Origin of the sequence: Chromobacterium indicum (assembly GCF_039708975.1) — a bacterium.
Lineage (GTDB): Bacteria > Pseudomonadota > Gammaproteobacteria > Burkholderiales > Chromobacteriaceae > Chromobacterium > Chromobacterium piscinae.
In genome coordinates this window covers 214,297-233,358 of sequence record NZ_JAYFSJ010000009.1, presented here as the reverse complement: position 1 = coordinate 233,358, position 19,062 = coordinate 214,297, and the positions used below count along the sequence as shown (strand labels likewise).

Annotated in this window: 18 protein-coding genes; 8 read left to right on the top strand and 10 right to left on the bottom strand. The window is 65.2% G+C overall.

Translation table 11 applies throughout. The features are described from left to right. The first annotated feature begins 2 nt into the window (after window positions 1-2). The 4 genes from VA599_RS14415 (at window position 3) to VA599_RS14400 (ending at window position 4,552) form a co-directional block, all read left to right on the top strand. Window positions 3-1,511 carry a sugar ABC transporter ATP-binding protein gene (locus tag VA599_RS14415; protein WP_346789187.1) on the top strand — a complete coding sequence of 503 codons (1,509 nt, stop codon included), beginning with the start codon at window positions 3-5 and terminating at the stop codon, window positions 1,509-1,511. Then, window positions 1,508-2,446, top strand: a complete 939-nt coding sequence (locus tag VA599_RS14410; RefSeq protein WP_021477797.1) for an ABC transporter permease — start codon at window positions 1,508-1,510, stop codon at window positions 2,444-2,446. The genes VA599_RS14415 and VA599_RS14410 overlap by 4 nt, the downstream gene beginning before the upstream one ends. A 59-nt stretch (window positions 2,447-2,505) precedes the next feature. Then, on the top strand, window positions 2,506-3,441 hold the full coding sequence (gene rbsB, locus VA599_RS14405; RefSeq protein ID WP_346789185.1) for a ribose ABC transporter substrate-binding protein RbsB: 936 nt from the start codon (window positions 2,506-2,508) through the stop codon (window positions 3,439-3,441). A gap of 94 nt (window positions 3,442-3,535) precedes the next feature. Continuing rightward, a complete protein-coding gene (locus tag VA599_RS14400; RefSeq protein WP_346789183.1) occupies window positions 3,536-4,552 on the top strand; it encodes a substrate-binding domain-containing protein in 1,017 nt (338 codons plus the stop codon). On the opposite strand, the gene VA599_RS14395 is transcribed toward VA599_RS14400, so the two are convergent. Next, window positions 4,549-5,742 (bottom strand): MFS transporter, encoded by a 1,194-nt coding sequence (locus VA599_RS14395; RefSeq protein ID WP_346789181.1) that lies wholly within the window; start codon window positions 5,740-5,742, stop codon window positions 4,549-4,551. The two genes, VA599_RS14400 and VA599_RS14395, sit on opposite strands and share 4 nt — an antisense overlap. Before the next feature lie 227 nt (window positions 5,743-5,969). Further along, a complete protein-coding gene (locus VA599_RS14390; RefSeq protein ID WP_346789179.1) occupies window positions 5,970-7,223 on the bottom strand; it encodes a S10 family serine carboxypeptidase-like protein in 1,254 nt (417 codons plus the stop codon). A gap of 209 nt (window positions 7,224-7,432) precedes the next feature. Between VA599_RS14390 and VA599_RS14385 the strand changes: the two genes are divergently transcribed. The 3 genes from VA599_RS14385 (at window position 7,433) to VA599_RS14375 (ending at window position 11,006) form a co-directional block, all read left to right on the top strand. Further along, a complete protein-coding gene (locus VA599_RS14385) occupies window positions 7,433-8,584 on the top strand; it encodes a flagellin N-terminal helical domain-containing protein (RefSeq protein ID WP_346789178.1) in 1,152 nt (383 codons plus the stop codon). Window positions 8,585-8,784: 200 nt separating this feature from the next. Next, entirely contained in the window at window positions 8,785-9,279 is a 495-nt protein-coding gene (locus tag VA599_RS14380) for a putative pterin-binding protein (protein WP_144408767.1), read from the top strand. Beyond that, complete coding sequence (locus tag VA599_RS14375) at window positions 9,276-11,006, top strand: ATP-binding response regulator (RefSeq protein WP_104947579.1); 1,731 nt, start codon at window positions 9,276-9,278, stop codon at window positions 11,004-11,006. The genes VA599_RS14380 and VA599_RS14375 overlap by 4 nt, the downstream gene beginning before the upstream one ends. A gap of 71 nt (window positions 11,007-11,077) precedes the next feature. Here the strand turns inward: VA599_RS14375 and VA599_RS14370 are convergent, their stop codons facing one another. The 8 genes from VA599_RS14370 to VA599_RS14335 all read right to left on the bottom strand — a co-directional run bounded on the left by VA599_RS14370 (window position 11,078) and on the right by VA599_RS14335 (window position 18,490). Continuing rightward, on the bottom strand, window positions 11,078-11,941 hold the full coding sequence (locus VA599_RS14370) for a helix-turn-helix domain-containing protein (protein WP_021477805.1): 864 nt from the start codon (window positions 11,939-11,941) through the stop codon (window positions 11,078-11,080). Between the two features lie 313 nt (window positions 11,942-12,254). Further along, window positions 12,255-14,345: a flagellar biosynthesis protein FlhA gene (locus VA599_RS14365; protein WP_346789175.1), complete on the bottom strand. Its 2,091-nt coding sequence runs from the start codon at window positions 14,343-14,345 to the stop codon at window positions 12,255-12,257. Next, window positions 14,342-15,481, bottom strand: coding sequence for a flagellar type III secretion system protein FlhB (gene flhB / locus VA599_RS14360; protein ID WP_104947576.1), 1,140 nt, complete (start codon window positions 15,479-15,481; stop codon window positions 14,342-14,344). The genes VA599_RS14365 and flhB overlap by 4 nt, the downstream gene beginning before the upstream one ends. Further along, window positions 15,474-16,253 carry a flagellar biosynthetic protein FliR gene (gene fliR / locus VA599_RS14355; RefSeq protein WP_346789173.1) on the bottom strand — a complete coding sequence of 260 codons (780 nt, stop codon included), beginning with the start codon at window positions 16,251-16,253 and terminating at the stop codon, window positions 15,474-15,476. Before fliR ends, flhB begins: the two co-directional genes overlap by 8 nt. 2 nt (window positions 16,254-16,255) lie before the next feature. Then, on the bottom strand, window positions 16,256-16,528 hold the full coding sequence (gene fliQ, locus VA599_RS14350) for a flagellar biosynthesis protein FliQ (protein ID WP_011136551.1): 273 nt from the start codon (window positions 16,526-16,528) through the stop codon (window positions 16,256-16,258). Between the two features lie 13 nt (window positions 16,529-16,541). Continuing rightward, window positions 16,542-17,288: a flagellar type III secretion system pore protein FliP gene (gene fliP / locus VA599_RS14345; RefSeq protein WP_021477809.1), complete on the bottom strand. Its 747-nt coding sequence runs from the start codon at window positions 17,286-17,288 to the stop codon at window positions 16,542-16,544. Further along, window positions 17,288-17,632: a flagellar motor switch protein FliN gene (gene fliN / locus VA599_RS14340; protein WP_346789170.1), complete on the bottom strand. Its 345-nt coding sequence runs from the start codon at window positions 17,630-17,632 to the stop codon at window positions 17,288-17,290. Before fliN ends, fliP begins: the two co-directional genes overlap by 1 nt. A 15-nt stretch (window positions 17,633-17,647) precedes the next feature. After that, window positions 17,648-18,490: a flagellar motor switch protein FliM gene (locus VA599_RS14335; protein ID WP_346789168.1), complete on the bottom strand. Its 843-nt coding sequence runs from the start codon at window positions 18,488-18,490 to the stop codon at window positions 17,648-17,650. Window positions 18,491-18,718: 228 nt separating this feature from the next. On the opposite strand from VA599_RS14335, the gene fliE reads away from it, so the two are divergent. Continuing rightward, window positions 18,719-19,060, top strand: coding sequence for a flagellar hook-basal body complex protein FliE (gene fliE / locus VA599_RS14330; protein ID WP_021477812.1), 342 nt, complete (start codon window positions 18,719-18,721; stop codon window positions 19,058-19,060). The last annotated feature ends 2 nt before the right edge of the window (window positions 19,061-19,062 follow it).

The window sequence follows — 19,062 nt, the reverse complement described above, 5'->3', positions numbered from 1 at the left end:
CCATGCAAGTGACCATGCGCGGCATCAGCAAGGCTTTCGGGCCGGTCAAGGTGCTGGAAAACGTCGAGTTCACGCTGCGCGGCGGCGAAATCCACGCGCTGATGGGGGAGAATGGCGCCGGCAAATCCACGTTGATGAAGATACTCAGCGGCGTCCATCGCGCCGACGCCGGAGAAATCCTGCTGGACGGCCGCAAGGCCGAGCTGCGCGACACCGCGGCGGCGGAAGCGGCCGGCATCGCCATCATCCACCAGGAATTGAACCTGATTCCGCAGCTGTCGGTGATGGAAAACCTGTTCCTCGGCCGCGAGCCGTCGCGTTTCGGCCTGATCGACTATGGCCGCATGCGCCGCGAGGCGAAGGCGCAGCTGGCTGCGCTGGGCGTCGGCGGCATCGATCCCGACGCCGAGGCCGGCAGCCTGTCCATCGGCCAGCAGCAGATGGTGGAAATCGCCAAGGCGCTGGCGCTGAACGCCCGCGCGCTGATCATGGACGAGCCGACGGCGGCGCTGACCGAGCGCGAGATCGACACGCTGTTCGGCCTGATGGACCAGCTGAAGGAAAGCGGCGTGGCCATCGTCTACGTTTCGCACCGGATGGAGGAGATCTTCCGCGTCTGCGACCGGATCAGCGTGCTGCGCGACGGCTGCTTCGTCGGCGAGCGCGAAATCGCCGGCACCGATTTCGACGAGGTGGTGCGGATGATGGTGGGCCGCGAGATCGGCGACCGCTATCCCAAGCGCGAAGCCGTTCCGGGCGCGGTGCGGCTGAAGGTGGAAAACCTGGCCGACGAGAACATGATCGCCGGCATCAGTTTCGAAGTGCGCGCCGGGGAGGTGCTGGGCATCGCTGGATTGATGGGCTCCGGCCGCAGCGACATCCTGAAGACGCTGTTCGGCGCCAAGCGCCGCACCGCCGGCCGCGTCGAGCTGGACGGCAAGGAGTTGAAAGTGGCCGCGCCGGGCGACGCCATCGCCGCCGGCCTGGGCTTTGTGCCGGAAGACCGCAAGAGCAAGGGGCTGGTGCTGGGCATGTCGCTGCGCGAGAACGCGACGCTGGTGCACCTGGACCGTTACGCCCGCCTGGGCGTGGTGAGCGCCGGCGACGAGAAGCGGGCGGTGGACGGCTTGATAGAGCAGCTGCGCATCCGCACACGCGACGCCGAGCTGGACGTCAAATCGCTGTCCGGCGGCAACCAGCAGAAAGTGGTGTTCGCCAAATGGCTGGCGCGTCCGCCCAAGGTATTGCTGCTGGACGAGCCGACGCGCGGCGTAGACGTCGGCGGCAAGGCCGAGATCTACCACATCGTCAACCAACTGGCCGCCGCCGGCGCCGCCATCGTGATGGTGTCGTCCGAATTGCCGGAAGTGCTGGCGCTGAGCAACCGCATCCTGGTGCTGCACGAGGGCCGCCAGGCCGGCATCTTCGACGCCGCCGGCTGCGACCAGGAAACCCTGATGGCCGCCGCCGCCGGCGGAGCCGCATCCACCGAAACCAGGAAACAAGCATGACCCCGCAACAGAAAGCCAATCTGCAACGCCTAGGCCCCTTCATCGCCCTGGTGCTGGTGGCCGTCGGCCTGTCCGTGATGAGCCCGGACTTTCTCACCGTCAATAATCTGCTGAACGTGATGCGGCAGGTGTCGATCAACGCGCTGATCGCCTTCGGCATGACGCTGGTGATCCTGCTGGGCGGCATAGATTTGTCAGTCGGCTCCATCCTGGCGCTGTCCTCGGTGCTGACCGCCACGCTGCTGCAGGCAGGCGTCGACCCCATGCTCGCCACGCTGCTGGGCATTCTGGCCGGCGCGGCGATGGGCCTGTTCAACGGCCTGGTGATCAGCAAGGGCAAGGTGGCGCCGTTCATCGCCACGCTGGCGACGATGACCATCCTGCGCGGCCTGGCGCTGGTGTTTTCCAACGGCAGCCCGATCACCGGCTTCGACAGCGAGCTGTTCTCGATGCTGGGCGGCGGCTACGTGGCCGGCCTGGTGCCGGTGCCGGTGGTGTGGATGCTGATTTTGTTCGCCGGCTTCTGGTTCCTGCTGAAAAAGACCGTGTTCGGCCGCCATCTGTACGCGACCGGCGGCAACGAGGAAGCGGCGCGGCTGTCCGGCGTCAAAGTGGACCGGGTCAAGCTGTGGGTGTACACCGCTTCCGGCGCGATGTCGGCGATGGCCGGCGTGGTGCTGACCTCGCGGCTCAACTCGGCGCAGCCGACGGCCGGCACCGGCTATGAGCTGGACGCGATCGCCGCGGTGGTGCTGGGCGGCACCAGCCTCAGCGGCGGCCGCGGCTGGATTTTCGGCACCTTGATCGGCGCTTTGCTGATCGGCGTGCTCAACAACGGCTTGAATCTGCTGGGCGTGTCCTCGTTCTACCAGCAGGTGATCAAGGGCGCGGTGATTCTGCTGGCGGTATTGCTGGATCGCAGCAACAAGAAGTGACGATGGCGGCGCGCGCCGCCCAATGCAGTGCATCATTCCATTTTCCAGGGAGCATCAGCATGAAACGCATTCTTACCCCGCTCGTGGCCGGCATTCTGGCCTTCGGCATCGCCGCCTGCTCCAAGCAGGGTCCGGGCAGCGCGCCGGCCGGCGACGCCAGCGCAGCGGCGGCCGACGGCAAGGTCACCGTCGGCCTGGCGGTGTCCACGCTCAACAACCCGTTCTTCGTCGAGCTGCGCGACGGCGCGGCGGCCGAAGCCAAGAAGCAGGGCATCAGCCTGATCACCGTCGACGCGCAGGACGATCCGGCCAAGCAGCAGGCCAGCGTGGAAGACCTGATCCAGAAGAAGGTCAGCGTGATCCTAATCAATCCGACCGACTCGTCCGCGGTGGCCAATGTGGTGAAGGAGGCGACGTCCAAGGGCATCAAGGTGGTGTCGCTGGATCGTAGCGTCAACGGCGCCGAAGTCAGCGCCCACATCGCCTCCGACAACATCGCCGGCGGCGTGATGGCCGGCAAGTACCTGCTGGACAAGCTGGGCGGCAAGGGCCGCATCGTCGAGCTGGAAGGCATCGCCGGCTCTTCCGCCGCCCGCGAGCGCGGCGAGGGTTTCCACCAGGTGGTGGACAAGAAGGAAGGCGTCAAGCTGCTGGCCAAGCAGCCGGCCGATTTCGACCGCGCCAAGGGCCTGTCGGTGATGGAAAACATCATCCAGGGCAACAAGGACATCCAGGGCGTGTTCGCGCACAACGATGAAATGGCGTTGGGCGCGGTGAAGGCGATCCAGGCCGCCGGCCTGAAGAACGTGGCGGTGGTCGGCTTCGACGCCACCCCGGACGCGGTGGCCGCGGTCAAGGCCGGCACGCTGTCCGCCACCGTGCAGCAGCAGCCGGCCCTGATCGGCCAGTACGGCGTGCAGGCCGCCAAGAAGCTGGCCGACGGCCAGAAGGTGGACAAGTTCATTCCGGTGCCGCTGAACCTGGTCCAGCAATAAGCCGCAATAAACCAACGGGGCCGGCGCCTGCGCGTCGGGCCCCGTTTTGCCATATTGCGATTATCATTTCCGTTTCATTGCCCAGCCATACTCCATGAGCAGCTTCAAACGCCTGACCATAGACGACATCGCCGCCCTGGCCGGCGTGTCGCGCACCACCGCCAGCATGGTGCTGAATGGCCATGCCGAGCGCTACCGCATTTCGCCGGCCACCGTGGAAAAAGTGGAGAAGGCTGCGCGCGAGCACCATTTCGAGCCTTCCCAGCAGGCGCGCAGCCTGCGCAGCCGGCGCAGCAGCAGCATAGGCCTGGTGGTGCCGGATCTGACCAACTCCACCCATGCCGCCTTGGCGCAGGCATTGGAGAACGGCTGCCGCGAGCGCGGTTACCAGCTGCTGATGGTGACCAGCGACGAAGACCCGGAGCGGGAAAGCTCGGGCATCGGCCAGATGGCGGCGCGCCAGGTGGACGGCATGATCGTGGTGCCGTGCAGCGGCGATGCCGCGCGCTATCAGCCCTGGACCGGCAGGCTGCCGTTTGTGTTCGCCGACCGCCACATCCCGGGCAGCGGCATACCGTCTACAGTGACAGACGCCGGCGACAGCGTCGCCAGACTGCTGTCGCCGCTGCTGGCGGATGGGGTGGATGAGCTGGCGTATTTCGGCGGCCAGCCGGAGCTGTCGGCCAGCCGCGAGCGTCTGGCCGGCTACCGGCAGGCGCTGAAAGCCGCAAGGTTGGAAGAGGGGACGGACTGGGTGGCCGAGCGGGATTTCCAACGCGAATCCGGCTACCGGATGATGGCTGACTGGCACGCGCGGCATGGCCGCTATCCGCGCGCGCTGTTCACCGCGTCGATCACGCTCTTGGAGGGCGTATTGTCCTTCATCCGCGAGCACCACCGGCTACGGGAGGCGCCGCAATATCTGCTGACTTTCGACGATCATCCCTTGCTGGATTGTCTGCCCTTGCCGATAGACGCCATCCGCCAGAACAGCGCGGCGTTGGCCGAAGCCAGCCTGGCCCAGGTGCTGGCCTTGTTGCAAGGCGAGGCGCTGGCCGAGCGCGATCTGCGCGTGCCGGCCAGCCTCAACCTGCGCCGCCTGGCGGTTTAGGCCGATTGCGCAGCCTGCCGCCCGGCGGGTTCGCGCGCTTCGCGCATCATCAGCGAACCCAGCAGGAAGGTGGACGACAGCAGCGTGGAGAACGCCATCGCCAGCGCGTAGTCGCCATGGCGCAAATCGACCAGCAAGCCGAACACATAGGGCGCCGCCGTGGCGACGAGATAGCTGAGGAACCAGAACAGGCTAAAGGTGACCGCCGCCTTGTCCGGCGTCATGCCGGGCTGCTCCTGCGCCAGCGTCACCAGGCTGGGCAGCGGCAGGAAAATAAAGAAGCCGGCGGCCAGCGCGGCCGCGGCCACCAGTCCGGCATCGCCGCTCCAGCCCCAGGCCTGGGCATGCAGGCCGGTCACCGCCAGCAATTGCATCAAGCCCGACAGCCGCAGCATGGGCAGCCTGCGCGTGATCTTCCTGGCCAGCCAGATGCCGGCCGCCGTGCCGGCCAGCCCCGCCAATACCACGTATTTCGCCTGCTGGATGCCGGCGTTCTGGTAGAAGCTGAACAAAATCACGTAGAAGGACAGCGTGCCGCAGTAGGTGAAGGCCAGCAGCCAGTTGAAGCGCTCGGCCAAGCCCTGGCGCAGCGTGTGGCGGGGTCCGTCGCCGGCAGGTTTCGTCTCTGCGACGCCATCGGCGCCGAACGTCAGCCACAGCGCCAGGCACAGCACGCTGCCCAGCGAGATGGCCAGCAACGTGGCGCGCCAGTCGCCAAACCATCCCAGCATCGACGGCAGGCCGAACAGGATGGTGGCGGTGCCGACATTGAAGGCCACCGCGTTCAAACCATTGACGAAGGGCCGTTCCGCCGGAGAGAACCATTGCATGACGATGGGCGAGAAATAGACGATGACCAGCGCGCCGCCAAGTCCCATCAGGAAGCGCGTCAGCAACAGCCAGGGATAGCTGTGGACGAAGGGCGTCAAGATTCCCAGCGCCATCAGCGCCATCGCCAGCGCGACCGCTTTTTTGGCCAGCAGCCGGGATAATATGCCGGCGGCGACGAAGGCCCCCAGCAATTTGGCCGCGGCCACGGCGTTGCTGATATGGGAGCCGGCGGCCAGATCGTGGATGCCAAGCTCGCGCATGATTTGCGGGATGAAGGCGCTGCCGCCGGCCCAGCTCATGCCGAACAGGGCGTAGCTGGCAAACAGCAGCGCTTCGATCAGGTATTTATTGGCTTTCATCCTGGCCTCGCCGGATAGGGAAAACCGCCAGTTTTAGCGAGGCCGTCCGCGGTGAAACCTGTCTTTTCAGCCAGTCCAGCCGGGGCGTGGCTGTCCCGCGCCGCAGCGCGAAGCTAGCGGCGTGAATCCGTTAGCGGGCCTGGAGATGCGAGGATCTATTCCGTGCCGGCGAGCCGGCCTGCTGGGCGGTGCATGCCGTGCACAGGCGGCATGCTTTGAAAGGACTTTCAGGCTTCGCTGCCGCAGAGGAAGTCGCGCAGCATCGCTTGAGCGGCGGCGGGTTGATCCCGGGCCACGCGCAGCCCGGCGTTCTGGATGATGATCTGGCTGAGGTTGCCATGGCTGCGGATCAAGCCCGCGGCCAGGCCGTAAGGCCGCCAGGCCTGGCGCTTTTGCTGCCGGAAAGCGTCGGCTTGAGGCCAGGTCTGGGTGTTGAGCCAGGCATCGAGTCCGAGATAGTTTCCCGCCATGCAGCATTCGCCGTGGAAGAACAGCACTTTCAGTCGATCCAGCAGCGCGGGCAATAAATGGGACGAGTTTTCCAGCCAGGCGGCTTCGGCCATCAGGCCGGATTGCGGCTGCAATTCGTTGTTGGAGCGGCGGTCGATATGCAGCGCCTGCTGCACCGAGGGTTTTTTCAGGTATTCGCCCAAGGTTTTGGAAGGCTTTTGCGGAGGATGGCGGATGTCGCGCAAGTCGCGGCCGCAGCAATGTTGCATGAAGCGGTCGATCTCGATCGCAGTCTGGCTGGCCAGTTGGCGTTGCAGCGCGATGGGCGATGCATAGGCGCGAATGAATTCGTCCAGCATGGATTGCGCGCGGTTTTTCTCATCCAGATTGATCAGCCGGTGCTGGTACGCATATTCGATATGGCTGGGCAGCTGGATTTCCGGCGCCAGTTGGGGGTTGCCCAGGCCCAGGCCCTTGAGCGGTATCGGGGGCTGGCCGCCGCTATTGCCGTCCAGCACGCGGTGGGCCAGCCGCGCGATCGAATGGGCGGCGGCGGCGCTGCCGAACAGATAGCAGTCCCGCTCGCGGTAGCGCGGCCAGCGCAACAGGAATTCCTGCAGCGCGTGATACAACTGCTGGCTGGCTTCGTCATGATTCTCCGGCAGATAGCGCGGATGGGTGGTGAAGGACAAGCCCTGGCCCAGCGGCTGGTCGATGACCAGAAGATTGGCATGATGATGCCAGCTGAAGGGGTTGGAGTAGACGCGGCCGGACGGGTCCAGCAGATAGGGGCCATGCTCATCCAGCATCGCGTCCAGCGCGCTCCACTCCGGCTCGCCGTTGATCCAGACCAGAAGCGGCGCTTTCTCGGGATGGTCTCCCGCCTCGCTGAACCAGAAATACAGCCAGCCGCCGGCCGAGTCGCCGACGGACAGATAGCCGGCGAACTGGGTGGTCCGGACTGCGCCGAAACCAGGCAGATGGCTGAGGGCGGCGCTTTCGAACAGGAAGGGATTCGATTGCACGTTCATCGATGGGTTCTTTCCGCTCGGCGGCGAGGGCAAGCGTTCGGACTGCGATTAATATGTTATAGACATTATGCGGGACTGTGCCTGGGCTTGATAAAAACCGCTGTGATTTTTCACGTTCTGTTGCGATTTAAGTTCCCGGCGATAAGCGCCGCCTTGTTGGGGTAACGGCAGCGATGCCGCTTACCAAACCAAACCGACGGAGCATTCCCATGCTGAGCCTGCACACCAATATCGCGGCACTGAACACCAAGTCCAACATGAACAGCACCCAAGGCGCGCTGTCCACCTCCATGACCCGCCTGGGCACCGGCCTGCGCATCAACTCCGCGATGGACGACGCCGCCGGCCTGCAGATCGCCACCCGTCTGGACGCGCAAAGCCGCGGCATGAACGTCGCCATGAAGAACGCCCAGAACGGCATCTCCATGCTGCAGACCGCCGAAGGCGCGCTGAACGAAGTGACCAACATCCTGCAACGGATGAAGGACCTGGGCACCGAAGGCGCCACCGCCACCGCCACCGCCGACGACAAGAAGGCGATGCAGGCTGAATACGATGCTCTGGGCAAAGAACTGACCAACATCATGAAGAACACCTCCTTCGGCGGCGAGAAGCTGCTGCAAGGCGGCAAGCTGACCCAGGAACTGAACTTCCAGATCGGCGCGGCCTCCACCGAGTCCATGACGCTGAACCTGAAGGACAACATGACCGGCCTGGATACCGCGCTGAAGTCGGTTTCCTCCAAGTATGAAGTGGCTTCCGCGACTCCTAAGACTGCTCTGGAACAGGCCAACGACGCCAAGGCCGTAGCACAGAAAAAATATGATGCAGCCAAGGCCGCTGCTGCCACGGCAGGTGGCAATGTAGATACGGATGCAGTGACAGCCGCGAAAACTGCAGCGGCTAACAACGATTTGACCGCTATCGGCAACATGCCGGTTACCAACGATACTCAGAAACAAGCCCAAGCAGAAGCTTATGCCAAGTACTACGATGGTTATGTTGCAAGCGCTTCTGCCAATGCCGATGTGAAAAAAGCTGTCGACGCGGTAACCGCAGGCGCTGACGCCGGCACCGAAGTGGGCGACAAGGCCACCATCGACACCATCTCCAAGGCGCTGGACGCTGTCGGCACCGTGCGCTCCGCGCTGGGCGCCAACGCCAACCGTCTGGACCACGTGATCAACAACCTGTCCAACGTGAACAACAACACGCTGGCAGCCAAGGGTCGCATCATGGATACCGACTACGCCAACGAAAGCTCCACCATGACCGCCAAGCAGATGCTGATGCAAGCCAGCACCTCCATGCTGAAGCAAAGCGGCAGCATGAGCAGCCTGGCCATGTCCCTGCTGCAATAATCGTCGATGCGCGGCCTTGCGCCGCGTCGATGCAAGCCAGTGGTTCGCCACTGGCTTTTTGCGTTTTTCATTCGATGGTTCAGCGGCGTGGATGAAAAATGGTTGCAAAATGTGGGGCGGGAAGCGTTTTCTTCGTATAACACTGGTTGCGAAGGGCCCGGGATGAATATAATTGGCCGTTTTTTATCTGCGATTCGAGGATGGCTATGCGTAAGGCCTTGTGCTGGCTGATAGGCCTCTGCCTGTGCGCTCCCGCGCTGGCAGGCGGCGATCCGGTGGTATTGACGGTGTCGGGCAAGATCGGTCGCTTCACCGATGCCAAGCGCGGCATCTACCAGTTTCGCGACAGCGATCTGGGCAAGCTCAGGCAGGTCAGCTTCTCCACCTCCACCAGCTGGACGCCTTCAGTGCGCTTCAGCGGGCCGCTGGTGCGCGACATCCTGGCCAAGGTGGAGGCCAAGGGCTCCATGGTGAGGGTGCTGGCGATCAACTACTACCGCTACGACATCTCGGTGGACGAGCTGGGCAAGCAGAGCGTGGTGCTGGCGCGCCGCATCGACAACAAGCCTTTCGATGTCGCCCACTATGGCCCGCTGTGGCTGATGTATCCGCTGCAAAGCATACCCGACGCCGACAAAGGGCCGCCGCTGGATGCCAAGCTGGTGTGGCAGGTCGAGGCGATGGAGGTCATGTGAGGCTGGGCGGCATCAAGCGCTATGTGCAGGCGCCATGGTGGCTGATCGTGTCGCTGCTGGTGCTGCTGCTGGCCGCAGCGTGGAATTTTTACCGCATCGACCGCGCCAGCCAGGCGCTGATAGACGGCGGCAAAAGCGAGCAGCTGTACTGGACGGTAGCGCAACTGCACATCGAGCTGGAGAAGACCCGCGCCGAGCTGATCGGCTACGCGGCGGAGTCGTCGTCGTTCGATCCGGGCGCGCAGTTCCAGCTGCTGCAAAGCCGCTACCAGGTGTTCGAGGCCCCGGACAGCGTGCTGGTGCACCGCCAATTGCGCCGCGTGGCCGGTTTCGACGCCCTGGTCGGCGCGCTGGGGCCGCTGATCCACGACAAGAGCTGGCTGCGGATGACGCCCGACTGGGCGCGCCGCATGGTGGTGCGCATCGACGCGCTGCGGCCGGTGCTGGCCAATTTCGCGGTGCAAAGCCGCGAGGCCGAAGTGTCGGCGCGGGTGGCGCGCACCAAGGCGCTGGCCAGCCAGCGTTCGCAGATGCTGATGCTGCAGCTGGTGTTGTGCGGCGGCATCTGCGGCGTGCTGCTGGTGCTGATGCGTTTCAGGGAGGTGAAGGAGCTGGCGGAGGTGCGGCAGTCGCTGCTGGAGCAAGAGCGCGCCGCCCACCAGGCGACGGTGGCGCTGGAGCTGGACCGCACTACCTTCCTTGGCACGCTGGGCCATGAAATCCGCTCGCCGCTGCAATCGATGCAGATGTGCATGGAGCTGGTGGAGCCTGCGGTGACGCCGCAGCCGGCCGCCCAGCTGGCGCTCAAGCGGATGAAGGCCGGCATGGCGCAGCTGACCAGCCAGATCCACGACATCATGGACATCTCGGCGATCAAGAACATGCAGTTGCGGCTGAATCCGGGCAGGGTGAAGCCGTCGGCCGCGCTGCGCGCGGTGATGGATGTGATGCAGCCGCTGGCGGACGCCAAGGGGCTGACGCTGCGTTACGAGGAGGCGTCGCTGCCGGAGTGGGTGTTGCTGGATGAGATCCGCCTGCGCCAGATCGTCGGCAATCTGGTGTCCAACGCGATACGCTATACCGATCAGGGCGGCGTGACGCTGAGGGCTCGCGGCGTCAACGACGCCGATCATTCCGAATTGCGGCTGGAGGTCAGCGATACCGGCATCGGCATCGCCGACGAGGACCGGCAGCGCATCTTCCAGCCGTTCAGCCAGGGGCGCAACCGCCGCCCCGGCAGCAGCGGCCTGGGCCTGTCCATCGTCAAGGAGCTGGTGCGGCTGTTCGGCGGCAGCATCGAGATGGAAAGCGCGGTCGGGGCCGGCTCCGTGTTCACCGTCAGGCTGCCGCTGCGCGAAGTGGGCGGGAGCGAGCAGAGCCGCAGCGTGCTGATCGTCGACGACGACGACGAGATTCGCGGCTCGGTGGCGGAGCTGCTGGGGCAGGACGGCTACCAGGTATCCTGCGCCGCCACCTTGAGCCAGGCGGCCGACTGCCTGGTGCAGCGGCGTTTCGATGTGCTGCTGCTGGACATGCAGCTGGGCGGGGACAGCGGCTACCAGTTGGCCGAACTGGCCCGCAAGCAGCCGCAGCGGCCGCTGATGCTGGCGATGAGCGCGGATCCGGACGAGTTCGCCGATGCCCGTTCCGGCTGGTTCGCGGCGCGGCTGAGCAAGCCTTTCGACAGCGGCCAGCTGCGCGCCGCGCTGGCCAGCCTGCCCCTGTAGCGGCGGAACAGACGAGACAAAAAAACAGGCTCCCGCGGGAGCCTGTTTTCATGCGCAGGTGTCATGCGCGCTCAGGCGTGCTCCAGCGCGTTGGTGACCATGTTCTTGATCTGCAGCGCCAGGATGGAGCCGGGCGCGGGCTTGCCGATGTAATAGACGCCATGGGTCTCCAGCGCGCGGGACAATTCGCTTTCGTGCTCCAGCGCATAGCCGGTCAGCACCACGATGGGCACCGTGGTCGAGTGGCGGCGTATGGTCTCGATCACTTCCATGCAGCTGGTGGGCTCGCCCAATACCCAGTCCAGGACGAAGGCGTCGAACTCTTCATGTTGCATGGCCTGCAACAGCGCCTGCGGTTGGTGATAGGGCAGCGCGAACAGGCCTTGCTGCACCAGGATCGCCGACAACAGGTCGGCGTCCTTGTCGTCCAGCACCGCCACCAGCAGCCGCTTGGTGTTGGCGCGCTTGGGCGGGCGTATGGTCAGGTAACCGACCTCATAGCCGTCCTCGCCGTCGAACAGGGTGCCGGGAAACACGTGCCAACAGTCGTGCAGGCGCTTGGCCAGGAACAGCGGCGCGCAGGAGTCGTCGGCCAGCTGTTCGCCCAGCTGAATCCAGCAGTGGGCTTCGCCGCTCTGATTGTTCAGATGCAGGATGGCGGGCAGCAGTTCGTTGTCCATCGGATTCTGGCCGATCTGCTGGCTGTGATCGACCAGCAGGCTGGAGGGCGGAATGTTGAAGTACTGGGCCAGGCGCTCCACCTGGGTCAGTTGCCAGGGGCTGCTGCCGTTCAGTTTGCGGTAGGCCTGGGAAGTGCTCAGCCCCAGGATCTGTTCGATCAGGCTGGCCTGTTGGGCTTCTGGCCAGCGGAACTGTTCCAGTTGCTTGCGGATGTTGTCGCAGATGATTTCGTTGGCGGACTTGGGGGTGGTCATGTCGATGTCCCGTCACATGATTTTCATAATCGTGATCCTAGCATCCATGCGGCCGACATGTGCGCAAAAAATGCTCATACTGGCAATTTTTCCTAATTTTGCGAATCATGCGTTTGCATTTTCACAACATGCGAAAAAGTACAGATGATTTTTTGTCGGGGCATGTCTATTCCATAGCCCGGATATTAGAGGACGAATGGCGCTAAATGCGTGAATAACATGTGGGAATCGGCAGGATAGCTTGGGGTTGCCCGGTGGGCGGGAGGGAAGATTTGCGCCGGATGGCAGGCATCCGACGCAAGAAATGCGAGCGTCAGCCCAAGGTGCCGGTCAGGCTGACCTGGCGGTTTTCCGGTACTTCGTTGTACGACAGCACATGCAGGCCGGGCGCGAACAAGCGGCCATAGCGGGCCAGCAGCGGCCGGATCTGCGGCATCACCAGCAGCACCGGCGCCTGGCCCTGCTGCTTCATCTGGTCGCGGATCACCGGCATATTGGCCTGCAGCTGCTGCAGCACGTTGGGATCGATCGGGAAGCTGTCCAGTTGCGGCTTGCCGGTTTGCTGGGCCTGGGACAGCGCCCCCAGCAGCAGGTTTTCCAGATCGGCGGACAGGTTGAAGGCCCGGATTTCGTCGCGCGGGCCGACGATGGTCTGGACGATCTGGCGCTTCAGCGCGCAGCGCACCTCGGCCGACAGCATGATCGGGTCCTTGGTCGTATCGCTGGCTTCCAGCAGGGCGGAGGCGATGGGCACGATGTCCTTCAGTGACACATTGTCCTGCAGCAGCTGGCGGAACACCCGCAGCTGCAGCACCGGCGTCAGAGTCTGGCCCAGCGCCGTCGCCAGCTTGGGCGCCAGCGTCGACAGCCGCTCGCCCAGCGCGGCCACGTCGTCGTGGCGGAACAGCTCGGCCAGGTTTTCGCGCATCACCTTGTTCAAGTGGGTGGCCATCACGCTGGAGCAGTCCACCACCTGGTAGCCCAGTCCCAGCGCCTTGCTCTTGTCGGCCAGCGCGATCCAGGTGACAGGCATGCCGAAGGCCGGGTCGATGCCGGGAATGCCGTCGATCTCGCCGTAGACGTCGGGCGAGGGAATGGCCATCAGCCGGTCGGCGTAGACCTCGGCCTCGGCCACCGTGTTGCCGGAGATCTGCACCGCGTATTGCGAGGGCTTGAGCCTGAGGTCGTCGCGCAGGTTCACCGTCGGCAGCAGCAGGCCCATCTGTTCGGACAGGCTCTGGCGCACGCCCTTGACGCGCTTGGTCAGCGGCGCGCCCTGGCCGGCGTCCAACAGCGTCACCAGCCGGTAGCCGAGCGCGATGCCCAGCGTGTCGGCGTAGGGCAAGGTGTTCCATTCCAGCTCGATTTCCGCTTCGCCCTGCAGCGCGGACTTCACCGCGGTCTGGTTCAGGGTGTTGGCCGCGACCGGGCGGCGGGCGTGCATGCGCCAGGCCACATAGCCCAAGAGCGCGGCGAAGCCGAGGAAGGTCGGCCACGGCATGCCGGGAATGATGGCCAGGATCAGCATCATGCCGGCGGCGCTCATCAGCACGGTGGGCGAGGCCAGCATCTGGTTGCCCACCTGTTGCTGCATGTCGCCGTCGTCGCTGATGCGGGTGACGATGATGGCGGCGGCGGAGGACAGCAGCAGCGCCGGAATCTGCGCGACCAGACCGTCGCCTATGGTCATCAACGCGTACTGGCGGAAGGCGTCGCCCATCGACAGATTGTGCATCAGCGCGCCAATGGCCACGCCGCCGAACAGGTTGATGATCAGGATCAGGATGCCGGCGATGGCGTCGCCGCGGACGAATTTGGACGCGCCGTCCATCGCGCCGTAGAAGTCGGCTTCGGTGGCGATGTCGCGGCGGCGCTGTTGCGCCTGCTCCTGGTTGATCAGGCCGGCGTTGAGGTCGGCGTCGATCGCCATCTGCTTGCCCGGCAGCGCATCCAGCGTGAAGCGGGCCGATACTTCGGAAATCCGCTCGGCGCCCTTGGTCACCACCATGAAGTTGATGATCATCAGGATGACGAACACCACCATGCCGACCACGAAGTTGCCGCCTATCACCACGTTGCCGAAGGCCTCGATCACCCGGCCGGCGGCGTGCGTTCCTTCGTGGCCGTGCAGCAGCACCACCCGGGTGGAGGCCACGTTTAGCGACAGCCTCAGCAGCGTGGTGGCCAGGATGATGGTAGGGAACACCGAGAAGTCCAGCGGCCGCCGCGCCGACACGCTGACCAGGATCACGATGATGGCCAGCACGATGTTGAAGGTGAACAGCATGTCCAGCGCCAATGGCGGCAGAGGCAGCATCACCATCGCCAGGATGGCGAGCAGGAACAGCGGGGCGGCGAGCTTGTGGCGGCCGATGTCGGCAAGCAGTTTGGTCAGCGAGTTCATGATGCGGGCTCGGGGTCGGACAGTTCGCGGGGGATGGGCAGGTCCGGCAGGGTGGGCCGGCTGCGGCGGCTACCCGCCTGGAACGCCTTCAGTTGCAAGACATAGGTCAGCACCTGCGCCACCGCGCGGTACAGCGGCGCGGGGATCTGCTGGTTGACCTGGGTGGTGTGGTACACCGCGCGCGCCAGGGGCGGCAGCGGCAGCACCGTCAGTTTCAGTTCGTCCGCCAGCTGGCGGATGTACAGCGCCATCTCGTCCACGCCCTTGGCGACGATGAACGGCGCCTCGGCGCGGTTCTCGTCGTACTTCAGCGCCACCGCGTAGTGGCTGGGGTTGACGATGATCACGTCGGCGCCGGGCAGCGCCTTGCGCACGCCGCGCTGCGCCATCTGCTGCTGCAGCTGGCGGATGCGCTGGCGCACTTCGGGGCGGCCTTCGGTGTTCTTGTGCTCTTCCTTGATTTCCTGCTTGCTCATCCGCTGTTGCTTCATGAACAGGAAAACCTGCAGCGGCAGGTCGGCCAGCGCGAACAGCAAAAACACCGCGGCCAGCTTGAGCAGGCAGGACAACAGCAGGTCGGCCGCGCCGGCCAGCGTGGGCAGCAGCGGCATGCTGTGCAGCGCGAAGAACTCATGCAGCGCGTCGCTGGCGACGCGGTACAGCAGCCAGCCCAGCACCAGCGCCTTGGCGATGGATTTGCCGATCTCGCTGGCGTGCTTGGGCGAGGCCAGCCGCGACAGGTGGGCCAGCGGGTTCATCCGCTCGAACTTGGGGCTGATCTGGTTCAGCACGAACACCCAGCCGCCGGGAAACAGGCTGAGCAGCAGCATGGTCAGCGGAATGACGGCCAGCGGCGCCAGCATCTTGATCAGCAAGAGCAGGGTGCCGCCGAACAGCTTGGACCAGCTGTTTTCCAGCGCGCCCTGGCCGGACAGCGAGGCGAAGGCCAGCGCGAACAGCTGGCGGAAGTCGTCCAGCCAGCCCGGCGCCAGCCAGAACATCATCTTCAGCGCCAGCAGCAGGCCCAGCGCGGCGGCCAGGTCCTTGGAGCGGGGCACCTGCCCCTGCTCGCGCGCCTTGCGCAGCCGCTGGGGCGTCGCCTTTTCTGTCTTGTCGCCTTGTTGCGCCTCAGCCATGGCCCATCTCCAGCAGGCGGTCCAACAGGCGCAGCGTCTGCTCGCTCAGGCTCAGGTATTGCGGCGGCAGCACCTGCATCAGCAGAGTCAGCGTGGACAGGCCGAACAGCGTCACCACCGGGAAGCCCAGCGAAAACAGGTTCAGCGCCGGCGCCACGCGGTTGATCATGCCGAAGCCGGCCTGCACCACGAAGGTGGCGAACACCACCGGCAGGGCCAGGATCATCGCCGCCGACATCACCCAGCCGACGCTGGCGGCCAGCACCGGCAACGAGGCTTGCGGAATGCCGCCGCCCAGCGGCCAGGCGCGGAAACTGGCGTACACCACCTGCACCAGCACCAGATGGCCATCCAGCGCGAAGAACAGCAGCGCCGCCAACAGATAGAGCAGGCTGGACACCACATCCGAGCTGTTGCCGTTGCCGGGGTCGTTCATGATGGCCATCGACAGGCCCATTTGCGACGACAGCAGGAAGCCCAGCAGCGATAGCACGGACAGCGTCAATTGGAAAGCGAGGCCGAACAACAGGCCGATGACCACCTGCTCGATGCTGGCGGCGATGCCGTGCAGCGAGAACGGGTCGATCGGGGAATGGGCGGGCATGCCGGGGATGCAGGCGACGGCCAGGGCCAGCGCCAGACCGACGCGGGCGCGGATCGGCACGACCGCGTCGCCGATGAAGGGCGCGATGGCGAAGGCCGCCATCAGCCGGCAGAACGGCCACCAGACGGCGGGGATCAGGTCCAGAAGCTGGGCGTACAGGCCCTGCATCGCTATCCCACCTGGCTCGCGGCGCGCTGGAACATGGCGACGCAGAAATCCATCAGGTAGCCGGTGATCCAGTGGCCGGCCAGCGCGATGGTCAATAGCACGATCAAGAGCCGGGGCAGGAAGGACAGCGTCTGCTCGTTGATCTGGGTGGCGGCCTGGATCAGGCTGACCACCACGCCGACGATCAGGCTGGGCAGCACCAGCAGCACCACCAGCGTCACGACCACGCGCAGGCTGTCGTTGACGATGTCGACCGCGATATCGGGCGTCAGCATGGCTCCGTCTCTCCTAATAAGCCTGTATCGACGTGACCAGGGTGTTGACGGTCAGCGACCAGCCATCCACCAGCACGAACAAGAGCAGCTTCAGCGGCAGCGAGATCACCAGCGGCGACAGCATCATCATGCCCATCGCCATCAGCACGCTGGACACCACCAGGTCTATCACCAGGAAGGGGATGAACAGCATGCAGCCGATCTGGAACGCGGTTTTCAGCTCAGACAGCACGAAAGCCGCCAGCTTGACGGTGAAGGCGTGGTCTTCCGGCTTGGCGACGTTTTCCTCGCCCGACAGCCGCGCCACCTGGGCCAGCGCGGTCTTGCCGGTCTGGGCCAGCATGAAGCGGCTGATCGGTTTGGCGGCGATCTCCAGCGCCTGCTGCATGGTGATCTTGTCCTGGTCGAACGGCACCATCGCCTCGTTCCACACCTGCAGGCCCACCGGGCGCATCACCAGCAGCGTCAGGATCAGCGCCACGCCGGTGATCAGGCGGTTGGGCAGGCCTTGCTGCAGGCCCAGCGCCTGGCGCAGCAGCGACAGCACGATGACGAAGCGGGTGAAGCTGGTCATCATCAGCGCCAGCACCGGCAGCAGGCCCAGCGCGGTCATCAGGATCAGGATCTGGGTCTTGATCGTGAAGTCGACCGGCATGCCGCCGGCGTTGCCGGACAACAGCTTCAACGGCTCGGCCCAGGCCGGCGCGGCCGCGAGCAGGCCCGCGGCGGCGAGCGGCAGCAGGGGGGGGAGGCGTTTCATCAGGCCAGGCTGTCCAGCTGCAGGTCGTTCAGCTCCACCACGCGCAGGCCGTAGTTGTCGCCGGACACCACCACCTCGGCGCGGCCGATCACGGTGCCGTTCACCTTGATGTCCAGCGGCTCGCCGGCGATCTTGTCCAGCTCCACCACCGAGCCGGCGCTGATCTGGCACAGGTCGGCCAGGCTGATGTCGGCGCTGCCGACTTCCAGCGTCAGCTTGACCGGGATCTTGCGCAGGAAGGGCGTCATGTCGCGCGGGGCCGGCGCAGGCTCGGTGGCGGCGGGCGCTTCGGCGTCCAGGCCGTCCAGGATGCCGTCCAGGTCGAAGTCTTGGTTCAGTTCCATTGCGGGTTCCTTGGTTTATTCGATGTCGGCGAAGCCGGACAGGCACAGCTTGCCCTGGCGTTCCACCACCTGGGCGCGGAACAGCGGCGAGCCCTGGGCGCAGACCTCGGCGTGGGGCTGCATGGCGACGGACAGAACGCTGCCGGGGCGCAGGTCCAGCACCGCGCCCAGCGGCAGCTCCTGTTCCAGCAGGCGGGCGTCCAGGCGGATGCGCAGCCGGTCGCTGAAATTGGCGCAGTCGGCGTTGCCGCCCAGCCGCGGCCGCTGGCCGGACAGGTTTTGCAGCAGCGCGTCGAAGGCGGAGGCGTTCAGCCGCAGGCGCAGCGTGCCCAGTCTGGCGTCGCCGTCGCTGAGGTCCACTTCCAGCTGCCAGGCGGATTGGGCCGGATAGCCGAGCGCTTGCGGCTTGGGCGCGTCTGGCTGCGGGGCGTGGCCCAGTTGATGAATGGCGCGGGCCAGGCGCGGCAGCAGCCGCTCGGCCAGCGTGCGGGCCAGGCGGCGCTCGGTTTCGGTTTCGGCCGGCAGTTCGCCGTCCGGCGTGGCGGCGCGGGCGCCGAAGCGGTAATCGAGTATGCCCAGCAGCAGGCCGCGGTCGAAATGGCTGCCCAGCTGCCAGTCGTCCAGCGCGTGCCACTGCCAGCGCAGCTCGTCGGCGGCCGGCAGCTGCTGGCGCAGCGCGTTGATGCGGAAGCCGGCGTGGTAGCGGCGGTTCAGCTCGCGTTCGAGAAAGTCATCCAGTTCCTGCCGCAAGGCGCGGGCAAACAGCGGCAGCAGGTGTATCGGGCGGCCCAGCGTGCGCAGGTCCAAGGCCTGCAGGCGGGCGCCTTCCTGCGGTGCGACGATTTTGGCTTTGGGCATCGGAGCTTCGTTATCGTGGTCGGCGGCTGCGCGGCAGCCCCCGGCTATTGCTGGGAGTGTGCATCTTACTGGCTGTCCGCCAGCGGTAAAGGGGGAAAATTCACGGCTGGGAATGTGAAAAGTACCATCGGTATGCTAAAGCGGTGAGTTTAAAATCCGCCAGCCTGCATTTAACAAGCGCTGCAGGTTGACCGAGTAGTTTCGAGACCGCTTTTCTAAGGATGAACGATGGCCACCAATCTGGGCTTGATGATCCACGCCGACCGCAGCCAGTTGCTGGGGGAGATGGCGAAACTGGGGCAATCCGCCCCCGCGCCTATCGCCGCGCAGGAAGAAGCCCCCGCCGCCGGCCACAGCTTCAGCCAGTCGATGATGTCGGCCGTGCGCGACGTCGATCAGCAGAACCGCCTCGCCGCGGAGAAGATGACCGAGGTGGACAGCGGCCAGAGCGACGACCTGGTCGGCGCGATGCTGATGAGTCAGGAGGCCAGCCTGTCGTTCTCGATGCTGATGCAGGTGCGTAACAAGGTGGTCGGCGCGGTCGACGATCTGATCAAGATGCAGCTGTAAGC